At 69.3% G+C, this 14183-nt stretch carries 13 protein-coding genes; 2 read left to right on the forward strand and 11 right to left on the reverse strand.

Annotation, left to right across the window (positions count from 1 at the left end):
- Positions 1-335: 335 nt before the first annotated feature.
- From AC07OQ_RS01940 to AC07OQ_RS01965, 6 genes are all read right to left on the reverse strand, one after another.
- Entirely contained in the window at positions 336-629 is a 294-nt protein-coding gene (locus tag AC07OQ_RS01940) for a hypothetical protein (protein ID WP_495051400.1), read from the reverse strand.
- Positions 630-775: 146 nt separating this feature from the next.
- The gene (locus tag AC07OQ_RS01945; RefSeq protein ID WP_495051401.1) at positions 776-1489 is read right to left on the reverse strand and encodes a substrate-binding periplasmic protein; all 714 of its coding nucleotides are present in this window, start codon (positions 1487-1489) and stop codon (positions 776-778) included.
- Between the two features lie 86 nt (positions 1490-1575).
- Positions 1576-1842 carry a hypothetical protein gene (locus AC07OQ_RS01950; protein WP_495051402.1) on the reverse strand — a complete coding sequence of 89 codons (267 nt, stop codon included), beginning with the start codon at positions 1840-1842 and terminating at the stop codon, positions 1576-1578.
- A gap of 289 nt (positions 1843-2131) precedes the next feature.
- On the reverse strand, positions 2132-2374 hold the full coding sequence (locus AC07OQ_RS01955; protein WP_495051403.1) for a hypothetical protein: 243 nt from the start codon (positions 2372-2374) through the stop codon (positions 2132-2134).
- Positions 2375-2572: 198 nt separating this feature from the next.
- Positions 2573-4516, reverse strand: coding sequence for a PAS domain-containing hybrid sensor histidine kinase/response regulator (locus AC07OQ_RS01960; RefSeq protein WP_495051404.1), 1944 nt, complete (start codon positions 4514-4516; stop codon positions 2573-2575).
- 79 nt (positions 4517-4595) lie between these two features.
- On the reverse strand, positions 4596-4760 hold the full coding sequence (locus tag AC07OQ_RS01965; protein WP_495051405.1) for a hypothetical protein: 165 nt from the start codon (positions 4758-4760) through the stop codon (positions 4596-4598).
- A gap of 167 nt (positions 4761-4927) precedes the next feature.
- Here AC07OQ_RS01965 and uvrA point away from each other — a divergent pair, with 167 nt between their 5' ends.
- The gene (uvrA, locus tag AC07OQ_RS01970) at positions 4928-7837 is read left to right on the forward strand and encodes an excinuclease ABC subunit UvrA (protein WP_495051406.1); all 2910 of its coding nucleotides are present in this window, start codon (positions 4928-4930) and stop codon (positions 7835-7837) included.
- Here uvrA and AC07OQ_RS01975 read toward each other — a convergent pair.
- The gene (locus AC07OQ_RS01975) at positions 7830-8642 is read right to left on the reverse strand and encodes an MHFG family PEP-CTERM protein (RefSeq protein ID WP_495051407.1); all 813 of its coding nucleotides are present in this window, start codon (positions 8640-8642) and stop codon (positions 7830-7832) included. The genes uvrA and AC07OQ_RS01975 overlap by 8 nt on opposite strands.
- Before the next feature lie 261 nt (positions 8643-8903).
- Here AC07OQ_RS01975 and AC07OQ_RS01980 point away from each other — a divergent pair, with 261 nt between their 5' ends.
- On the forward strand, positions 8904-9284 hold the full coding sequence (locus tag AC07OQ_RS01980) for a response regulator (RefSeq protein WP_495051408.1): 381 nt from the start codon (positions 8904-8906) through the stop codon (positions 9282-9284).
- Positions 9285-9348: 64 nt separating this feature from the next.
- On the opposite strand, the gene AC07OQ_RS01985 is transcribed toward AC07OQ_RS01980, so the two are convergent.
- The 4 genes from AC07OQ_RS01985 to AC07OQ_RS02000 all read right to left on the reverse strand — a co-directional run bounded on the left by AC07OQ_RS01985 (position 9349) and on the right by AC07OQ_RS02000 (position 14146).
- Complete coding sequence (locus AC07OQ_RS01985) at positions 9349-9765, reverse strand: SWIB/MDM2 domain-containing protein (RefSeq protein ID WP_495051409.1); 417 nt, start codon at positions 9763-9765, stop codon at positions 9349-9351.
- A 192-nt stretch (positions 9766-9957) separates the two neighbouring features.
- The gene (locus AC07OQ_RS01990; protein ID WP_495051410.1) at positions 9958-11085 is read right to left on the reverse strand and encodes an alpha-hydroxy acid oxidase; all 1128 of its coding nucleotides are present in this window, start codon (positions 11083-11085) and stop codon (positions 9958-9960) included.
- Complete coding sequence (locus AC07OQ_RS01995) at positions 11082-11777, reverse strand: Fe2+-dependent dioxygenase (protein ID WP_495051411.1); 696 nt, start codon at positions 11775-11777, stop codon at positions 11082-11084. The genes AC07OQ_RS01990 and AC07OQ_RS01995 overlap by 4 nt, the downstream gene beginning before the upstream one ends.
- A 113-nt stretch (positions 11778-11890) precedes the next feature.
- Complete coding sequence (locus tag AC07OQ_RS02000; protein WP_495051412.1) at positions 11891-14146, reverse strand: TonB-dependent receptor; 2256 nt, start codon at positions 14144-14146, stop codon at positions 11891-11893.
- Positions 14147-14183: the final 37 nt, after the last annotated feature.

Here is a 14183-nt window from a genome sequence, read left to right on the forward strand (position 1 = left end):
CGCGTGTTGTTTGGTGATGCTGAAATGACGGCGGCCTGGGCGCAGGAGGACGGGCAGACCTGCTGCTTGGCGTTGCGTTTGGTTCTCTCCGCGAGAGCCCAGCGGTGGAGAAGCCGGGATGCGGGTGTGCGCAATTGCGCAGGTAAAGGAGGAGGGCCGCTGGCGGCCCGGGGACACGGAGCAATTGCGCACACCCGCGTCCCGGCCTAACCCGGTCCTCGCAGAGGCGATCAAGGCCGGGCTGGGAGATCACGAATCAACGCGCAAAGAGCCAATGAAAAGGCCCGGCAAGGCCGGGCCTGGGAGGGCAGCGCACGCAGGTCGCGATGGCGGCCTCAGCAGACAGCCACTTGAGCGCAGCTCAGCTGTGCCAGCCGCAGCGTTTCGCCGGCCTGGTTGCGGCGGCCTTCGAGGACCACGCGGGGCAGCCGATGCACCTGGGCCAGTTGCTGCTGCTGTTCGGACGGCGGCAGCGCGCTCTTGCCCTCGATCACCACGCGCTCCAGCACCATCAGCGGCCGGTCCGGCGTGGCGCCGGCATTCACCAGCATCACCAGGGCAGCGGTCGCGACGACGGCGCTCAGGCTGGCGGTGATCGAACGGGCAATGCGTTGGTTGGTGGTGTTCATGGCGGCTCCTTGCGTGGGTCGATGTCTGTATCGATGGAGTCAGTTTGCGCAAGACCGAGCCGCGTCGCGAGAGCCCTGCGACGAACTGCGCCGGCGCCGTGATCAGCTGGCGCCGGACGCGATGAACGGAAGGGGTGCGGCGGCCGCTAGCGGTAGCGCGCCAGCAGGGTGTCCAGCACGCCCTCGGCCAGCAGCGCCTCGATCGCCCGGTCGAGCGCGGCCGGTTCGATGGTGCTGGCATGCGACAGGGCGCAGCCCGCCTCGTAGCGGCTCAGCAGCAGCGGCGGGTGCAGGTCCAGCGGCGGCCCCACCCGCCGCTCGTAGTCGAGCAGCAGCCGGCTGACCACCGCGTGACGGGTGCGGCCCAGGCTCAGCTTGCGCAGATTGGCGCTGGCATTGGGCGCGTCCTCGCGCTTGAAGCGCGGCCCCAGGGCCCGCTCCAGTTCCGGATAGGTGAAGCCATGCACGGTGCCGATGGGCTGGCCGGACAGCTCGTCCAGGCGCTGCGGCTGCCGCGCGTGGCGCGCGGTGACCAGCAGGTCGGCATTCGGCAGGAAGGCGCGGCTCCAGTGGAACGGCCCCGGCAACCAGGACGGCTGGTAGAAGCACACCAGATCGGCCGCGCCGGCCTGCAGCGCGCCGGCAACGCGCTTGCGCGGCAGCACCATGAAGCGGGCCTGGCGCTGCAGGCGCCGGGCCAGCAGCTCGCCCAGGTCGCGGTGCAGGCCGCGCTGCAGCCGGTCGGCGCGGATCTCGGCCAGGGGCATCTCGGTGCTGGTATCGACCAGCACCACCATCTCCGCCGCCAGGGCCTGCGTGGCCCACAGCAGCCAGCCCGACACCCAGCACCACCGTTTCATCGGCGCCGATGATAACGAGCACCCATGAAAAAGCCCGGCCGAGGCCGGGCTGTCGGATCACCGACGACGGCGCCGCCGCCGCCGCTTCAGCATTCTTGTGGCGTCACGCAGTCGAGCCGGGCCATGCGCTGGCCGTCGAGGCCGCCCGCGGTGTCGCGCTTGCCGACGATCACGACGCGCGGCAGCTGCGCCACCGTCTGCGGCGCGCGCTTGCCCTCGACCACCACGCGCTCCAGCTGCACCACGGCATGCCGCTCGCTCGGGGCGCTGCGATCGGCCAGCACCAGGGCCATCACGGCGGCGCTGGCGACGGCGAGGACGGCGGTGAGAAAGGTCTTGGCGCTGCCGTGCATGGTGGGCTCCTTGGCGGGTTCCGGTGGCTTGTGTCGGTGATGCCAGTGTCGGCAAGGCGGCCGCGGCGAGCCAGCGCCGGGCGACGAGTTGCAGGCAAGGCCGCACGAAATGTCGCCGGCGGCGATGAAGTGACGGGCCCGCGGGCCGCAAAGCGCGAACCCCGCCGGGGCGGCGGGGTTCGTCGATCGCTATCTCGGGAGCAGAGTCACCGCAGCACGCGCAATGCGGCCGTGGCTCTGCTCCGTTCAAGGTCCTGCAAAAGGTGTCAGGCGCATGGGCAGGACCGGTTCAGATGCTGCGGGCAGGCTTGGCTGCGGCCAGGCGGGTCGTGGCGGCCACGCTGCGGCCCTCGATCACGACGCGCGGCAGCTGCGCGACGACCGGCTGTTGACCGCTGGCCTGCACCGACTTGCCGGTGATGACAACGCGCGGCAATTGCTCGACCTTCTGCGGTGCGGCGTGGGCCGCGATGCCCGAGGCAGCAAAGACGATGGCGGCAAGGGTCTGAGCGATGACGAAGCGGGTTTGCATGATGGTGACTCCGGTGCTGGTGGGTTTCGACACCGCCCTTTGCCGTGTCGATGGAGTCAGTATCGGAAGTCATGCCGGCGCTATCCAGGCGATCGCGACGAACTGCGGACCGCGCCGCATGAGCCGTCATCGGCCGCGATCAGCGGTCGGCATCCAGCACGGGCACACCCGCGAGGTGGCGTTCAACGGCTCGGCAGCTCAGTCGCCCAGCACCCGCCGCACCAGCGCCGCCAGATCCTCCAGCGTCTTCTCTTTGTGCAGCAACCCGCGCACGCCCAGGCCGCGCGCCTGGGCGCGCAACGCATCGGTGACATGGCCCGAGCTGATCAGCACCGGCAGCGCCGGAACCAATGCCCGCAGGCGCTGGGCCAGCTCCAGCCCGGTGCAGCCCGGCATGTTGAAGTCGCTGATCAGCAGCTCCACGTCGCCGGCGGCCACCAGGGCCAGGGCCTGCGCGGCATCCGCCGCCAGGCTGACCCGGTAGCCCTGGCGCAGCAGCAGCCCCTGCACGGTCAGGCGCATCACCTCGTCGTCATCCACATAGACGATGTGTCGGCCGCCGCCCTGGCCCTCCAGCGACAGCAGGGGTGCCGGTTCGCTGGGTGGGCCGTCCCAGTCCAGCAGCGGCAGGTAGAGATGGAAGCAGCTGCCCCGACCCGGCGTGCTGTCGACCTGGATCTCGCCCTGATGCGCCAGCACGATGCCATGCGCCACCGCCAGGCCCAGGCCGGTGCCCTGCCCCAGCGGCTTGGTCGTGAAGAAGGGCTCGAACAGATGGCTGCGGGTGGCGCTGTCCATGCCCTTGCCGTCGTCGCGCACCCACAGGTGGATGCGCGGCGCGCTGCCGGGCTCGCGCAGCGCTTCCAGGCCCACCTCGACGGTGCCGGGGCGGCCATCGAGCGCATGCCAGGCATTGGTGCACAGATTCATCAGCACCTGCTGGATCTGGGTGGCATCGGCGCGCACATGCAGCGGTTCGTCCGCCAGCGCCAGCACCAGCCGCACGCCCGGGGGCAGCGCGGTGCGCAAGAGGGCCAGGCTCTCCTGCACCAGGGCCTGCAGCCGCACGGCGCGCAGCTCCTGCGGCTGGCGTCGGCTGAAGGCGAGGATCTGCTGCACCAGGTTGCGTGCACGCTGGCCGCCGATGCGGATCAGGCCCAGATGCGTGGCCGCCGGATGCGCGCCGGGCAACTGCTCCAGCGCCAGCGCCACGTTGCCGAGGATGGCGCCAAGGATGTTGTTGAAGTCATGCGCGATGCCGCCGGCCAGCGTGCCCATGGCCTCCAGCTTCTGAGCCTCGCGCAGCTGGGTCTCCAGTTCGGCGCGGCGCGCCTCGGCCCGCACGCGCTCGCTCAGGTCGATGTCCACGCAGTAGAGTTCGGCCTCGCCGTGGCTGTTGCGCTGCATCGTATGGCTGGAGAACACATGGACCGGGCTGCCGTTCTTGTGCTGCAGCACCAGTTCCTCGGCCGGGGTCGACACCTTGCCCGAGGCCAGCCATTCGCGCGTGGCCTCGATCACGAAGGGCCGCATCGGCGCCGGGATGATCAGCTCCTCCAGCCTGCGACCCAGTGCCTCCTCCTTGCGAAAGCCGTAGAGCTGCTCGCTGGCCGCATTCCAGAAGATCACGCGGCGCTCGGCGTCGTAGCCCTGCACCGAGACCTTCTCCACACCTTCCAGCAGCGCGCGGAAACGGCTCTCGCTGCTGCGCAGCGCCTGCTCGGCCCGCCGGGCCTGGCTGACGTCCAGCAGCAGCGCGTGCCAGAGCACCGTACCGTCCTGCCGCCGCTGCGGCCGCCCGGCACCCTGCAGCCACAGCGGCCGGCCGGAACGTGTGACGACGCGGAACTCCGCATGCCAGGGCGAAAGATCATCCGCCGAACGCAGCAGCGAGGCGCGCAGCGACGCCACATCGGCCGGCTCGACCAGCTCCCAGAACAGGCGCACCTCGCGCTCCATCATCTGAGGCTCGACCTCCAGCAGCTCCCGGCAGCGCGGGCTCATCTCCTGGATGGCGTCCCGACCGTCGGGCCACAGCAGGTACTGGAACATCAGGCCGGGCAGGTTCTCGGCCAGATAGCGAAAATTGGCCTCCGCCGCATGCAGAGCCTGCTCCAAACGCTTGTTGCGCAAGCTGTCCATTGCTTCGCTCCCCTTGAGCAGTCTGCCCCGCCCGCGCGACGAACCGGGTCACGCTCCCGGAAAGCCCGGGGCTCCGGCCCTAGGTCGCGATGCCCAGCAGCAGACGGGCCAGCGCCGCCGGGCCGCGCGGCTGCGACTCGGAACTCTGCTGCAACTGCGGCTGCACATCGAAGCTGGTCGCGCCCAGCAGCAGGGTACCCATCAGGGCCATGCCGAGCAGCAGAAGCAGGAGGCGGGTCTTCATGATGCCTCAGTATCCATCATGCACGGCGCACGGCAAGCCCCCATAAGGACGGATAAGGACGGATAAGGACGAATAAGGGCGGTACTGACAGGCCTTGTCAGCAGGCAGCCGCCGCGCCAGGCCCGGCGCCCTATGATGACGGGTTTTCTGCCCGCCTGCAGCCTGCCATGTCCGAGTCCAAGCCCGCCCCCGTTCCCGATGCGCCGATGATCCGGGTGCGGGGGGCGCGCACCCACAATCTGAAGAACATCGATGTGGACCTGCCGCGCAACCAGCTGGTGGTGATCACCGGCCTGTCGGGTTCGGGCAAGTCCAGCCTGGCCTTCGACACCCTGTACGCGGAAGGCCAGCGGCGCTATGTCGAGAGCCTGTCGGCCTATGCGCGCCAATTCCTGCAGCTGATGGACAAGCCGGACGTGGACGTGATCGAGGGCCTGTCGCCGGCGATCTCGATCGAGCAGAAGGCCACCAGCCACAACCCGCGCTCCACCGTCGGCACGGTGACCGAGATCCACGATTACCTGCGCCTGCTCTATGCCCGCGCCGGCACGCCCTTCTGCCCCGACCACCACCTGCCGCTGGAGGCCCAGAGCGTCAGCCAGATGGTGGACGCGGTGCTGGCGATGGCCGACGAATCGCGCCTGCTGCTGCTGGCGCCGGTGGTGCGCGACCGCAAGGGCGAGTTCGTCGAGTTGTTCCAGGACCTGCAGGCCCAGGGCTATGTGCGCTTCCGCGTCGACGGCGTCACGGTGGAGGCGCCGGACATCCCGGCGCTGAAGAAGGCCGAGAAGCACGACATCGACGTGGTGGTGGACCGCATCAAGCTGCGCCACGACGCGGCCGACGGCCTGCGCCAGCGCCTGGCCGAGAGCTTCGAGGCCGCGCTGCGCCTGGCCGAGGGCCGCGCGCTGGTGCTGAACATGGACAGCGGGGCGGAGACCATCTTCTCCAGCAAGTTCGCCTGTCCGATCTGCAGCTACTCGCTGCCGGAGCTGGAGCCGCGCCTCTTTTCCTTCAACTCGCCGGTCGGCGCCTGCCCGTCCTGCGAGGGCCTGGGCCAGGTGACGGTGTTCGACCCCGAACGGGTGGTCGCCTTCCCGACCTTGAGCCTGGCCAGCGGCGCCGTCAAGGGCTGGGACCGCCGCAATCCCTATACCTTCTCGCTGCTGGAAACGGTGGCCAAGCATTACGACTTCGACATCGAGGCGCCCTTCGAGACCCTGCCCGAGCGGGCACGCCAGGTGCTGCTGCACGGCTCGGGCGAGGAGGAGCTGGTGTTCAGCTACCAGGGCGAGACCGCCAGCGGCAAGAAGCGCACGGTCAAGCGCGCGCATCCCTTCGAGGGCATCCTGAACAATCTGCAGCGCCGCTTCAAGGAGACCGACTCCGCCGCGGTGCGCGAGGACCTGGCGCGCTACCAGGCCGCCAAGCCCTGCCCGCATTGCGAGGGCTCGCGCCTGCGCCGCGAGGCCCGGCACGTCGTGCTGCAGCCGGCCGACGCGCCGGAGGGCTTCAAGGGCCGGCCGATCTACGAGGTCGAACATGCCACCCTGCGCGAGGCGCTGGACTATTTCGAGGGCCTGAGGCTCAAGGGCGCCAAGGCCGAGATCGGCGACAAGGTGGTGCGCGAGATCGGCGCGCGCCTGCGCTTCCTGAACGACGTGGGCCTGAACTACCTGAGCCTGGACCGCAGCGCCGACACGCTCTCGGGCGGCGAGGCCCAGCGCATCCGCCTGGCTTCGCAGATCGGCTCGGGCCTGACCGGCGTGATGTATGTGCTGGACGAGCCCTCGATCGGCCTGCACCAGCGCGACAACGACCGCCTGATCGCCACCCTGCGGCGTCTGCGCGATCTGGGCAACTCGGTACTGGTGGTCGAGCATGACGAGGACGCGATCCGCGCCGCCGACCATGTGCTGGACCTGGGTCCCGGCGCCGGCGTGCATGGCGGGCAGATCATCGCCCAGGGCACGCCCGAGCAGGTGGCGGCGAATCCGGACTCGCTGACCGGGCGCTATCTGTCGGGCGCCGAGAAGATCGCCGTGCCCGCCCGGCGCCACCGCCCGGCCGATACCGGGAAGCCGCAATCGCTGAAGATCGTCAACGCGCGCGGCAACAACCTGCAGGGCGTGACGGTCGAGATCCCGGTGGGCCTCTTGACCTGCGTCACCGGCGTCTCGGGCTCGGGCAAGAGCACCCTGGTCAACGACACGCTGTATGCGGCGGTCGCGAAGAAGCTCTACCAGAGCCATCTGGACCCGGCGCCGCACGACGAGATCGAGGGACTGGACGCCTTCGACAAGGTGATCAACGTCGACCAGTCGCCGATCGGCCGCACGCCGCGCAGCAACCCGGCCACTTACACGGGCCTGTTCACGCCGATCCGCGAACTGTTCGCCGAGATGAACATGGCGCGCGAGCGCGGCTACGGCCCGGGGCGCTTTTCCTTCAACGTGGCCGGCGGCCGCTGCGAGGCCTGCCAGGGCGACGGCGTGCTGAAGGTGGAGATGCATTTCCTGCCCGACGTCTACGTGCCCTGCGACGTCTGCCACGGCAAGCGCTACAACCGCGAGACCCTGGAGGTGCTCTACAAGGGCAGGAACATCACCCAGGTGCTGGACATGACGATCGAGGACGCCGCCGGCTTCTTCAGCGCCGTGCCCAATATCTCGCGCAAGCTGCAGACCCTGCTGGACGTGGGCCTGGGCTATGTCAAGCTGGGCCAGAGCGCGACCACGCTGTCCGGCGGCGAGGCGCAGCGCGTCAAGCTGGCGCTGGAGCTGTCAAAGCGCGACACCGGGCGCACGCTCTACATCCTTGACGAGCCGACTACCGGCCTGCATTTCGCCGACATCGCGCTGCTGCTCAAGGTGCTGCACCAATTGAGGGACGCGGGCAACACCATCGTCGTGATCGAACACAACCTCGACGTCATCAAGACCGCCGACTGGCTGATCGACATGGGCCCCGAGGGCGGTGCCGGCGGGGGTCAGCTCTTGCTGGCCGGCACGCCGGAGGATCTGGCCGCCTTCGAGGGCAGCCACACCGGGCGCTATCTGAAGCCGCTGCTTAAATAATGTTCCTGGCCTGGCGGCGGCGGGCCAGCCAGGCCATGGTGGCGAGGCCCGCCAGCATCATGGCCCAGGTACCCGGCTCGGGCACGGGCGGCGTCGGGCCGGGGGTGATGTCGGGGGTGATCGTGCCCGGCGGCAGCGGCGGGATCCCGCCCGAACCGCCGCCCGGAGGGGGCGCGCCGACGCCGGCGAAGCTCGGGCCGCCGGCGGGCAGGTTGCCGTTGGCGATGCTGCCCGGCGTGGCGCTGGCGATCTGCGCGAAGCTGGGCTCGGCCGCGGTGCCGGGCGCGCCGCCGCCCACCACACCGGCGCCGGTCGGCTCCATCTCCAGCAGGGCCTGCGGATCGTCGCCCTCGCGGGCGGCCGAGGCCACGTTGGTGGCCGCGGCCGGCGCGGCCGCCTGCGGCTTGTTGCGCGTGATGCGGCTGACGTTGCGGCACACGGTGGGCACCAGGATGCAATGGCCATCCTCGCAATAGACCAGGCCGCGCTCCTGCATCTTGTCGGTCCAGCCGGCACGCGTCACGGTGCCGCAGACACTGCCCTGACCGAAATGCATGTCGCGGATCCGCGTGTCGTATTGCGCCTTGCCGGTGATGCTGTCGCGCGAGATGGTGACCATCTCGTCGTAGCTGCGCTTTTGCATGCGCGCCTTCAGCTTGGCGCGCACCGGCGCGGGAATGTCCTGGTAGCGGTCCACGGCCGCCACCACATCGCCCATGAAGGGGTTCACCCCCGGACGGTCCCAGGAGCACTGGGGCAGAGTGGCGCCGGAGGCGGCCAGGGCAATCGCGGCAAGCATGGACATGGGCCTGTTCCCTCGCCCGGTGACGGGCTTTTGTGAGATTTGGTGGCCAGTGTAAAAAGACGTGACGGCAACATGACTGTTGCGCGCCCCCTCAGCCCGGGGGAGCGAGGGTGGCCAAAAGTCACGGTTCACCCCATTGCCCATCGATCCGCGGAACGGCGAGGGCTTTTCGGGCCGGGCCCGGCGGGGATTTTCTTGCGCACCGTCGCGGCGGGCGCGTCGGGTGCTATCGTGCGCGGCGCGCCACTCTCAAGCCCGCCCATGTCCGAATCCGCCGCGCCGCGCCATGTGCTCTATGTCGAAGACGACCGTCTCAACATCGTGTTGATGGAGGAGGTGTTCCGCCGCCTGCCCGGCTGGACGCTGGACTGCGCCGAAGACGGCTCCCAGGCCCTGCTGGCCCTGCGGGACCGTCGCCCGGACCTGCTGCTGGTCGACATGAACCTGCCGGACATGAACGGGCTGGAATTGCTGGCACGGCTGCGCGCCGATGAGCGCTTCACGCAGCTCACCTGCGTGGCGCTGTCGGCGGATGCGCTGCCGGAGCAGATCGACGCGGCGCGCGCCGCGGGTTTTGCCGACTACTGGCTCAAGCCCATCGACGTGGTGCTGCTGACGCAGGCGCTGCACGGGCTGAAATAAATAAGCCCGGCCGGGGCCGGGCTTCGCGAGCATGCGGCGCGCCGTGGCGCGCCGGCTGCATGCATCACTTCAGATGGCTGTTGATCAGCTTGGTCATCTCGAACATGTCGGCCTTGGCCTTGCCGAAGATCTCCTTCAGCTTGGCGTCGGCGACGATGACGCGCTTCTGCACCTCGTCCTGCAGCTTGTTCTTCTTGATGTACTCCCACACCTTCTTGGTCACGTCGGTGCGCGGCAGCGGGGCTGCGCCGACGATGGCGGCCAGCGCGGCGCTGGGCGTCATGGCCTTCATGAAGGCGGCGTTGGGGGTGCGCTTCTTGGCGGGTGCGGCGGCCTTCTTGGCGGGGGCAGCCTTCTTCGCCGGGGCTGCTTTCTTCGCCGGGGCTGCGGCCTTCTTGGCCGCGGGCGCCTTCTTGGCCGGAGCGGCCTTCTTGGCCGGAGCCGCCTTTTTGGCGGGGGCGGCCTTCTTCGCAGTTGCCATTTCGATTCTCTCCATCAAAGGTTGTTGATGTGCCGGGTCCGGGCGAAGGTCGCGTACTCAGTACAAGCCTTCAATCTCTCTGGCACCTAGCGCAGGCAATGGTACTGCGCACCTATCCCATTGAGAAGGCTTTCATAGGGGAGGATTGCCCCAAATCACCCGTATTGACGCGCTCTTTGTCGCGGCCCCGCATCAAATGCGCGATGGCCACAGCATCTGCGGACCCGCCTCGTCGAGCCGCGCGCAGCCCGAGAGCGCCATCGCGATCTCGAGCTCGTCGCGCAAGAGGCGCAGCGCATGGGCCACGCCGAGCGCTCCGGCGCTGGCCAGCGCATGCACATAGGGCCGGCCCAGCAGCACCGCATCGGCGCCCAGGCACAGGGCCTTCAGCACGTCGGTGCCGCGCCGGATGCCGCCGTCGACCAGCAGCGGCAGCTCGGGCCCGACCGCCGTGCGCAGCATCGGCAGCAGCTCGGCGGTGGCCGGCAGCGCGTCGAGCGTGCGCCCGCCATGGTTGGAGACCACGAGGCCGGCCACGCCGCGGCGCTGCGCCTCGCGCGCATCGTCGGGGTGCGCGACGCCCTTGAGCAGCAGCGGCAGGCGGCTGTGCTCGCGCAACCAGTCGAGCTGGCCCCAAGTCGCAGCGCGCGGCATCAGGCCGTCGAACATCGCGCTCTGGCCCGGCGCCAGGTGCAGCGGCCGCTTGCGCCCGCCGAGATTGACCGCGCGGATGTCATCCGGCAGCTTGAAGCCGGCGCGGCGCTCGCGGTCGCGCGCGCCATGCACCGGTGCATCGACGGTCAGCACCAGGGCCTCGAAGCCGGCCGCCTCGATGCGCTGCAGCAGCTCGCGCATGAAGCCGCGGTCGTCGCGCCAGTAGAGCTGGAACCACAGCGGGCCGCGGCCGGCTTCGTCCAGCATCGCGCGGGCGATCGGCTCCATCGGCATGCTGGCCTGGGCACTGAGGATCAGGCCGGCGCCCTGCGCCGCGGCCGCGTAGGCGCAGGCCAGCTCGCCATCGGGATGGGCGAGGCGCTGGTAGGCGATCGGCGCCAGCAGCACCGGCTGCGGCCATTCGCGCCCCAGCAGCGTGATGCGGGTATGGCCGCCGCGGAGGTCGCGCAGCACGCGCGGCCACAGCTTGACGGCGTCCCAGGCGGCGCGATTGGCGCGCAGCACCTGCTCGTCGGCCGCGCCGCCGTTCAGGTAGGCGAACGCCGGCTCGCTCATGCGCGCACGCGCATGAGCTTCGAAGTCGGCCAGGTTGACGATGTCGGCCGGGAGCTGCTGCAGCGGGCTGAGTCCGGACGGGGCGCTCATGTGTCGGCCCACATGCGCAGCAGGTTGTGGTACGTGCCGGTCAACTGCACGGTGGCCGCCGACTCGCCATGCTCGCCGCGCAGCCGCATCAGGCTCATGTCCATCTCGTAGAGCAGGCGGCGCTGCTCGTCAGCGCGCACCATGCTCTCGATCCAGAAGAAGCTGGCCAGGCGCGCACCGCGCGTGACCGGCGCGACATGGTGGACGCTGGTGCCGGGATAGAGGATCAGATCGCCGGCGGCGAGCTTGACGCGCTGCTCGCCGAAGGTGTCCTGGATCACCAGCTCGCCGCCGTCGTACTCGTCCGGCTCGGCCAGGAAGAGCGTGCAGGAGATGTCGGTGCGCACGCGCTGCGCGCCACCCGGCAAGGAACCGGGCAGGTAGCGCACCGCCTGGTCGACATGGGGCCCGTAGTGGTTGGTGGCGCCGCCGTAGCGGTTGAACAGCGGCGGCAGCACGCGCTTGGGCAGCGCGGCCGAGAAGAACAGCGGATGCCGCTCCAGCGCCTGCAGCACCAGCTGCTGCAGCGCCTGCGCCTCGCGGCTGGCGGCATTCAACTGTTCGTTGTTCTTGACCTGGGCCGCCTGCGCTCCGGCGCTGGCGCGGCCGTCTTCCCAGCGCGCCTCGCCCAGCAGCGCGCGCGCACGGGCCAGTGCCTCGGGGGCCAGGACTTGCTCGATCTTCAGCAGCATGGCTTGCAACACCCTCTCGAATGGAAAAAAGGCCCGGGGACGGACCCCGGGCCAACAAAGGCCTCGTTGGAGAGAAGTTTAGCGAGCCGGCACGGGCCGGCCCTTGCGGCGCATCAGAACTTGTAGGCCGCCGTCATCTGGAAGTCGCGGCCCTTGCCCGGCACGTAATGGCCGCGGTAGAGCATGTCGGCATACAGCTTGTTGCTCACGTTCGTCAGGTTGAACTTGAAGCTCAGCTTGTCCTGCGTGTACTCGGCCATCAGGTCGGCGGTGACGAACTTGGGCGCGATGATCGTGGGGGCCAGCTGCGGCGAGTCGGCGCTGCGCGCATTCACGCCCAGACCCAGACGCCAGGCCGGCGTGATCTTGTAGGTGGTCCAGATCGTGCCGCTGTGGCGCGGGGTCAGGCCCGGGCGGGAGCCGACGGCCTCGCCCTGCAGGGTGGCGCCGCCCGGCGCCTTGTCGATCTTGGCGCTGGGAATGTAGGCGTAGGAACCGAAGACCTCCCATTCCGGCGTGATGCGGCCGGCCAGGTCCAGCTCGACGCCGGAGGCATGGCGTTTGCCCGACAGCACGTAGTTGGTCGGGTTGACGGTCTCGCTGTCGCGGTTGCGCTCGTTGTACTTCTCGGCGCGGAAGGCCGCGAAGCGGGTCGTCAGGCGGCCGTCGAACCAGTCCAGCTTGGCGCCCAGCTCGATGTTGCGGCTGGCCTCGGGATCGGTGTTGGAACCCAGCGCGTCGTACTGGTAGGTGTCGCCCGAGGTGTTGAACGAGGTGCCGTAGGACAGGTGGTAGGACTGCGTGGCCGAGGGCTGGAACAGCAGGCCGAAACGGCGGCTCCACAGCGAGTCGGTGCGCTGGCGGTGCGTCGCGGCCGTCACCGTGCCGTTGGCATTGGTGAGGGTGGGCGAGTCGTACTTGCCTTCGAAACGGTCCCAGCGCAGACCGCCCAGCACCTTCCACATCGGCGCGAGCTGGATCAGGTCCTGGAAGTAGACGCCGGTGGCCTGCGCGTCGAACGTGCGGTTCAGGAACGGCACCCGCTTGCTCTCGTCGACCGCGCCGCCGTCGTTGGGCGTGCCCAGCGTCGTCGTCGGCTTGGCCAAGGCATTGGCGCCGTAGTTCTTGAACTCCTCGTGCGCCAGGTCCAGGCCCGCCATCACGTCATGCTTCAGACCGAACCAGCCGAACTTGCCGCTGTAGTCGCTCTGCAGGTACTGGGTGTCCATGTCCTGGATCTTGATCTGGTTGCCGCGCGTCAGCACGGTGGCATTGCTGATCGTGTCCGAGGTGACGGGCTTGCGGTCGGGCTGCAGAGTGGCCGCGGCAAAGCGGATCGCGCTGGCGCGCAGGTCGCGGTCATAGGTCGCCAGGCGCAGCACGGTCTTCAGCTCGCCGCCGTCCATGAAGCGGTGCACATGGCTGGCGGTGCCCGAGGTGATGCCGCCGGCGTTGTAGTCGCTGGCCGCGCCGTAGTAGTTCTTCGGATCGATATGGACCAGGCGGTCGCCGCCCTTGAGCGGCCCATTGGTCAGCCATGGGATGCCGTAGTTGATGCCGTTGTCGTTCTCCAGGTGATAGAAGCTCAGCTGGAATTCGTCGGCCGTGCCGATGCCCCAGCGCAGGCTGGGGGCGATGCCGTACTTGTTGATCTTGTTGCCGTGGTTGTCGGCCTGGGTCACCATGGTCGCCACGCGCACGGCCGCATCGTCGCCGGTCTTGTAGTTGAAGTCGCCGACCACGCGGTAGTAGTCGCCCTGGCCGAAGGTCATGGCCATCTCGCCCTGGTTCATCAGCAGCGGCTGCTTGTTGACCTGGTTGACCGCACCGCCGGTGGAGCCGCGGCCGAACAGCATCGAGGCCGAGCCACGCAGCACCTCGAGGCGGTCGTAGTTGAAGGTGTCGCGCTCGTAGAAGGCCGGGTCGCGGATGCCGTCGATGAAGATGTCGCCGGTGGACTGCAGAGAGAAGCCGCGCAGGCGGATGTCTTCCTCGCCGCCCTCGGCGGCCTGGAAGGAGATGCCGGCGGTGTTCTTCAGCGCATCCTTCATGGTGTCGAGGTTGCGGTCGTCGATCAGGCGCTCGGTCACCACGGTCACCGACTGCGGAATGTCGCGCAGCTCCTGCTTGCCCTTGCCGATGCGGCTCTCGGTGGCCTGGTAGTCATCCTTGCCGGCGCGCTCGGCGCTGGCCTTGGCGCGCACCACGGGCAGCGCGTTCTCGGTCTTGGCCAATTCTGCGGCCGGGGCGGCCGGGGCGGCGGGCGTGGACTGGGCCAGCGCGGCCGAGGCCAGGCCGAAGCCGGCGGCCAGGGCGCCGAGGGGGAGGATGGGCAGCACGGCCTTCTTCTGTTTCTTGTCGCGGGACATGGGGAGCTCCTTGGTTTTAAAGGGCAAGGCTTTGCCT

The organism is Roseateles sp. GW821-FHT09B06, assembly GCF_059418245.1.

What these genes read in the sequence shown, in the direction of transcription:
- AC07OQ_RS01940 (WP_495051400.1), bottom strand. Translation starts at nt 629, where the DNA reads ATGAACACCACCAACCAACGCATTGCCCGTTCGATCACCGCCAGCCTG.
- AC07OQ_RS01945 (WP_495051401.1), bottom strand. Translation starts at nt 1,489, where the DNA reads ATGAAACGGTGGTGCTGGGTGTCGGGCTGGCTGCTGTGGGCCACGCAG.
- AC07OQ_RS01950 (WP_495051402.1), bottom strand. Translation starts at nt 1,842, where the DNA reads ATGCACGGCAGCGCCAAGACCTTTCTCACCGCCGTCCTCGCCGTCGCC.
- AC07OQ_RS01955 (WP_495051403.1), bottom strand. Translation starts at nt 2,374, where the DNA reads ATGCAAACCCGCTTCGTCATCGCTCAGACCCTTGCCGCCATCGTCTTT.
- AC07OQ_RS01960 (WP_495051404.1), bottom strand. Translation starts at nt 4,516, where the DNA reads ATGGACAGCTTGCGCAACAAGCGTTTGGAGCAGGCTCTGCATGCGGCG.
- AC07OQ_RS01965 (WP_495051405.1), bottom strand. Translation starts at nt 4,760, where the DNA reads ATGAAGACCCGCCTCCTGCTTCTGCTGCTCGGCATGGCCCTGATGGGT.
- uvrA (WP_495051406.1), top strand. Translation starts at nt 4,928, where the DNA reads ATGTCCGAGTCCAAGCCCGCCCCCGTTCCCGATGCGCCGATGATCCGG.
- AC07OQ_RS01975 (WP_495051407.1), bottom strand. Translation starts at nt 8,642, where the DNA reads ATGTCCATGCTTGCCGCGATTGCCCTGGCCGCCTCCGGCGCCACTCTG.
- AC07OQ_RS01980 (WP_495051408.1), top strand. Translation starts at nt 8,904, where the DNA reads ATGTCCGAATCCGCCGCGCCGCGCCATGTGCTCTATGTCGAAGACGAC.
- AC07OQ_RS01985 (WP_495051409.1), bottom strand. Translation starts at nt 9,765, where the DNA reads ATGGCAACTGCGAAGAAGGCCGCCCCCGCCAAAAAGGCGGCTCCGGCC.
- AC07OQ_RS01990 (WP_495051410.1), bottom strand. Translation starts at nt 11,085, where the DNA reads ATGAGCGCCCCGTCCGGACTCAGCCCGCTGCAGCAGCTCCCGGCCGAC.
- AC07OQ_RS01995 (WP_495051411.1), bottom strand. Translation starts at nt 11,777, where the DNA reads ATGCTGCTGAAGATCGAGCAAGTCCTGGCCCCCGAGGCACTGGCCCGT.
- AC07OQ_RS02000 (WP_495051412.1), bottom strand. Translation starts at nt 14,146, where the DNA reads ATGTCCCGCGACAAGAAACAGAAGAAGGCCGTGCTGCCCATCCTCCCC.